The 4,981-nt window shown below is 62.6% G+C and carries 5 protein-coding genes; 4 read left to right on the top strand and 1 reads right to left on the bottom strand.

The features are described 5' to 3' along the window. From QZY06_RS16165 to QZY06_RS16150, 4 genes are all read left to right on the top strand, one after another. On the top strand, positions 1-377 hold a 377-nt coding region (locus QZY06_RS16165), incomplete at its 5' end, for a hypothetical protein (protein ID WP_295686094.1). A 65-nt stretch (positions 378-442) separates the two neighbouring features. Then, complete coding sequence (locus QZY06_RS16160) at positions 443-2,041, top strand: alkaline phosphatase family protein (protein WP_295686093.1); 1,599 nt, start codon at positions 443-445, stop codon at positions 2,039-2,041. Positions 2,042-2,078: 37 nt separating this feature from the next. Further along, complete coding sequence (locus QZY06_RS16155) at positions 2,079-2,858, top strand: CatB-related O-acetyltransferase (protein WP_295686092.1); 780 nt, start codon at positions 2,079-2,081, stop codon at positions 2,856-2,858. Positions 2,859-2,874: 16 nt separating this feature from the next. After that, positions 2,875-3,156: a phosphopantetheine-binding protein gene (locus QZY06_RS16150; protein ID WP_295686091.1), complete on the top strand. Its 282-nt coding sequence runs from the start codon at positions 2,875-2,877 to the stop codon at positions 3,154-3,156. A gap of 118 nt (positions 3,157-3,274) precedes the next feature. Here the strand turns inward: QZY06_RS16150 and QZY06_RS16145 are convergent, their stop codons facing one another. Further along, positions 3,275-4,876, bottom strand: a complete 1,602-nt coding sequence (locus QZY06_RS16145) for a PA domain-containing protein (RefSeq protein ID WP_295686090.1) — start codon at positions 4,874-4,876, stop codon at positions 3,275-3,277. Between the last annotated feature and the right edge of the window lie 105 nt (positions 4,877-4,981).

Here is a 4,981-nt window from a genome sequence, read left to right as displayed (position 1 = left end):
TTGGCATCGGCATCGACTATCAACGACTCGATCGTCCGACCGCCGATGCCGGCCAGCTGTCCGCCGTTGGCGATGCCGAGCGGCAGCGTTTCCTCGCCGGGCTGGTTGATGTCGAACAGGACCGCGCCATTGCCGCGCTGACCAGTGCCAAGCGAGCTGCAGCACGCGCTGCCGGGCTCGCTGATCACTCGGCAAGCTCAGACTGGCAAGTCGTCGATGGCGCGGTGCCGCGTGCTGCGGCGCCGGTCGGTGCGGTGCTGGTTCGCCATGCTGGTGCCGATCACGCCGTTGCGCTGCATCTCGGGCCGAACGAAGTGTTCGCGCTATCACTGCTTTCGCTGTCAGCCAGCAGCGGCCCTCGCGCCGCTGTGGCCTAGATTCTGCTGCGCACTACTCCAACACCCCTGCTGTCAAACACATACGGATTCAAGGCGGACCTCAAATGACCACCAAGACCCTCTTCATCGGCATGGACGGCTGCACGTTCACCGTGCTGAACGAAATGACCCGCGACCTTCCCGGCGAAGGCATCACCATGCCGTTCCTGTCCGGCCTGATGGCCAAAGGTTCGCGCGCCAATCTGCGTTCCACGCCGAACCCGCTGACGCCGCCGGCCTGGACCTCGATCATGACCGGCCGCGGCCCTGGCCAGCATGGCGTGTTCGACTTCATCCGCGCCGAGGACAAGGGCGGCGAGGTCTACTGGACCTTGTACGACTCCCGCGATGTCGATTCGGAAATGATCTGGTCGATCGCCAGCCGTCAGGGCAAGTCGATCGCCGCGCTGAACTTCCCGCTGACCGCGCCGCCGCCGAAGCACGTCAATGGTTCGATCGTGCCGGGCTTCATTCCGGCCAAGCATCTGCGCCGCAATTCGACGCCAGGCCTGTTTGAGCGCCTCAAGGAAGCGATTCCGGGCTTCGATGCCAAGGAACTGGCCTGGGACTTCGACAACGAGAAGCAGGCGCTCGAAGTGCTCAACGACAACGACATGGAACAGTGGGTGCGCTATCACCTGCCGCGTGAAGAGCAGTGGTTCAACATCGCCGAATACATCCTGCAGAACGATGCACCGGATCTGATGGCGGTAATGTTCGACGGCACCGACAAGATCCAGCATCAGGCCTGGCAGTTCGTCGACCCGGCGCTGGTGCCGGCCGAGCGCACTGAGTTCTACAACCGCATGCGCGCCGTCTGCCGCGAGTACTTCGCCAACGTCGATCGCTACATCGAAAAGCTGGTGACCATGGCTGGCCCGGAATGCCAGGTGTTCTTCGCCTCCGATCATGGCTTCACCGCTACCGTCGAGACGCTGCGCATCAATGCCTTCCTCGAAGATCTGGGTTATCTGAAGTGGGCGGTGAATGACGGTAGTGAGCAGGCGATCCGTCGCGAAGCCAGCGACTTCGCCAATCTCGACTGGGCCAACACCACGGCCTATTGCCGCACGCCATCGTCGAACGGCATCCACATCCGCGTCTCGACCAAGCCGGGCGAGCCGGGCATCCAGCAGGCCGACTACATTCCGTTCCGCGACAAGCTGATCGAGGATCTGAAGACCCTGCGCAACGACGACGGCGAGCCAGTGATCGTCGACGTGCTGAAGCGCGAGGAATGGTTCCCGGGCCAGCACATGGAACGCGCCTGCGATCTCACGCTGGTGCTGCGCGACAACGGTTTCGTGTCGATCCGCAATCTGAAGCCGGTGGTGGTCAAGCGTCCGAGCCCGGCCGGCACCCATCACCCGGATGGCATCTTCATGGCGTACGGCAAAGGCATTGCCGCCAATGGTCAGGTCGATCGCCTCGACATCCGCGACGTCTGCCCGACCCTGCTCTACAGCCTGGGCCTGCCGGTGCCGAGCGACTTCGAGGGCAAGGCCGCCGAACCGTTCTTCACCGCCAACTGGCTGGCCGAGCACCCGGTCAAGATCGGCAAGCCGACCATCGGTGCCGGCGAGAAAGCCAAGGCCGAAGACATGGACGAAGAAGAAAAGCGCCAGATCATCGAGCAGCTGCAGATGCTCGGTTACATGGAATAACCGAGCAGAATCTTCCGTGACGCTCGCTGAGAGAATGATGACCAAGCAAGAGGGCCTGTCGGCCTCGGAGCTGCTCGATTTTGGTGTCTGCATCGACGACGGCAACAACAAGGTGTTCGAGTTCCGCTTCGAGCGGCCGGCAATGATCCATGGCCATCGACTGAAGGCTTGCTCGATGGGAGCCTTCGGCTTCTATAACGCGGCCGGGCTGGCAAGCGCCTATCGAACCCAGTTCGGCCGCTATTCGCAGGTCGGTGAGTCGACGATCGTCGGCCCGCCGGAGCACCCGATGGATATGTTCAGCACCCATCCGTTCGCGTTTTCGCGGCCGTCGCACATGCCGAAGATGTACCAGATGAAGGACTTCGCCCGGCTGTCGCCGGATGCGGATGCCGGGCCGTCCTGGGCGGATCACGCAGCACCGACCGAAACCGTGATCGGCCACGAGGCTTACATCGGCGCCGGCAGTTTCGTGAGGCGCGGCGTGACCGTCGGAATCGGTGCCGTGGTCGGTGCGCGGAGCGTCGTCACCCGCGATGTGCCGCCGTATGCAATCGTCGCCGGCTCACCAGCCAAGGTTCTGCGCTATCGCTTTCCGGATGCCACCATCGAGCGCTTTCTGAAGCTCAAATGGTGGGATTACGATCTCGCGCCGATCAAGCGCGAAATCAATTTCGCCGATGTCGAGCGCTCGCTCGATCTGCTCGAGAGCAAGGTCGCCGACGGCGCCTTGGCCAAGCTGGTCCCTGATACCTTCATGGTCAGCAGTGTCGGCAACCGCTACACGCTCGAGCAACTGGCTTCACCGCTCTACTAGAAATCAAACCTGAAAAATGTCCGATACCCACGACAACTACGTCAAACAGCTCATCGTTCTCCTTGAGGATTTCACCCAGGACTGGGATCACGAGTTCGAGGGCCGCATGGATCCCAATACCCGGCTGCTCGGCGATCTCGGTTTCGAGTCGATCGACATCATCCAGCTGGTGGTCGCGATCGAGGAAGACATCTCGAAGAAGAAGGTGCCGTTCGAGAAGCTGCTGATGAAGGACGGCCGCTATGTCGACGATCTGAGCATTGGCCAAATCGCCGATTTCCTCGTCGGTTTCGTCTGAATCAGCGGCTAACCGAAGCCTTCACTTCGACCAGCGTTCGACGCACAAAAAGAAGCCCGGACACTTGCGTGTCCGGGCTTCTTCCGTTTGACGCCTGAGCGTCAAGCGATGCCGATTTTTACTTCGCCCGGCTGGTAGCGTCCGCGACGCCGCAGGCGGTGAGCGACACGCGCTGCTGGCGGTCGATCAAACCTGCCGCTTCGTAGTCACGTGCCAGTTTGGCCACGCACACACCGTAGCTGCGCGGGCTGCCCGTCGCCAGGCAGTCTTCAACCGCCGGCAGCACCAGCGCGCCATTAGCCAGAGCACCCGGTACCGTCGACACGCACTGGCCAAGGGCCACCGGCTCGGCCTTCCAGCCGATGTCGAACATCAGCGCTGGCGTCAGGTCGAGGTTGCGGCTCGCCATCAGCGTCGGCGTGATTGCCGGCTCCATCAGCAGGTTCGGCGTTGCCACCGTGTCGAAGTGCGAGATCGACGAACCCGGCTGCGTCACACCCGGGGCATAGAGACGGACGAAGCCTTCCGATGCACCGGCGCGGCGCGTCTTGTCCGAGAAGAACTGCGCGCTGACACCCGGCAGTGCAGCCCGGATATCGGCACCATCCTCGAACGAGATGCCCAGTGTCGTGATGGTCAGCGTAGGATCCGCACCGCCCAGCCCGATTGCACCCGCACCCGGCGCGTTGTTGGCGATCAGCAGGGCAACAGCACCCGCAGCCTGAGCATTCGCTGCCTTGACAGCGAAGCCGCAGCTGCCACGGTCAGCAAGCACAACCTTGCCGCGCACGTTGTTGATCAGCGGTCCGCAAGCATCGCTGGCGTTCGGCGTGCCGTCATTGTCGATGGCGGCGACGATCGAACCCACTTTCATGCTCGGCGACGGTGGCGCACCGAATGACGCCGTACCGAAGTCCAGTTCACGCGACAGCTTGCCGCTGACTCGCAGACCTTCATACGGGCCCAGCACGCCCGCCGATCCTGCCGTCACCTTCGGGCCATCCCAGACCACGCGGCCGGTGTTGACGCCGGAGAACAGCCGTTCGTCCGTAGTCATCACATCCCACTTCTTGTTGAGATCGAGATCCCGGGTGTTGGCCGTGTAGACGTCCGGCACATCGACCAGAAGAGTGCCATCAGTCTCGTCGACGAAGTTCTGAAAGCCGAGACCATGCGCAACTTCGTGCATGAAGGTGTTCAGGAAGTCGATCGCGCCCGGCGGCGGTGCATTGTCCAAACCGTAATAGAAGCCCGGCCCTGGAATGCAATCCGCCTGTCCGACGGCACCGTTGAAGTTGGCAACGATGTCGGCATAGCCCGGATCGAGATCTTCACCGGCAATGGCATCGGCAATCGCACCGCCGTACCAGTGACCCGCCAAAGGCGCGTTCGCGAAGTCCGAAAACACCGAGATGGCACCAGCCTGAGCAAGCGTGCCACCAGCGGCCGTACAGGTCAGGCGCGCAAACGAGCCCTGAACGATGACAGGAACGTTGCTCTTCAGCACGCTGCCCCACAAGGTCAGTGCCCGGTCATAGGCGATCAGGCGCTGCTCGCCAAGCGTGGTGCCGGCATTGCCGCCGACCGGCGTCGCCGGCGTCGGATCATTGAAGCCGACACCCGGGTCGTCGACATTGAACAGCACCAGCTGAGCCGCACTGAGCGGCAGCGCGAACAGTGCAGTACCCACGGATGCCGCAAGAATCAGTTTCTTGATCACAGGGCTTACTCCGTCGGCAGCGCGGCGCTGGCGCCGTGCTCCATGTCGAGCTGCTGGTGGTGGCTGATGATGTTCCCGTTGGCATCGCGAGTGGCTTCGATGCTG

Origin of the sequence: uncultured Nevskia sp. (assembly GCF_903885465.1) — a bacterium.
GTDB lineage: Bacteria > Pseudomonadota > Gammaproteobacteria > Nevskiales > Nevskiaceae > Nevskia.
The sequence above is the reverse complement of the archived record's forward strand: the minus strand, read 5'-3'. Positions and strand labels throughout refer to the sequence as shown.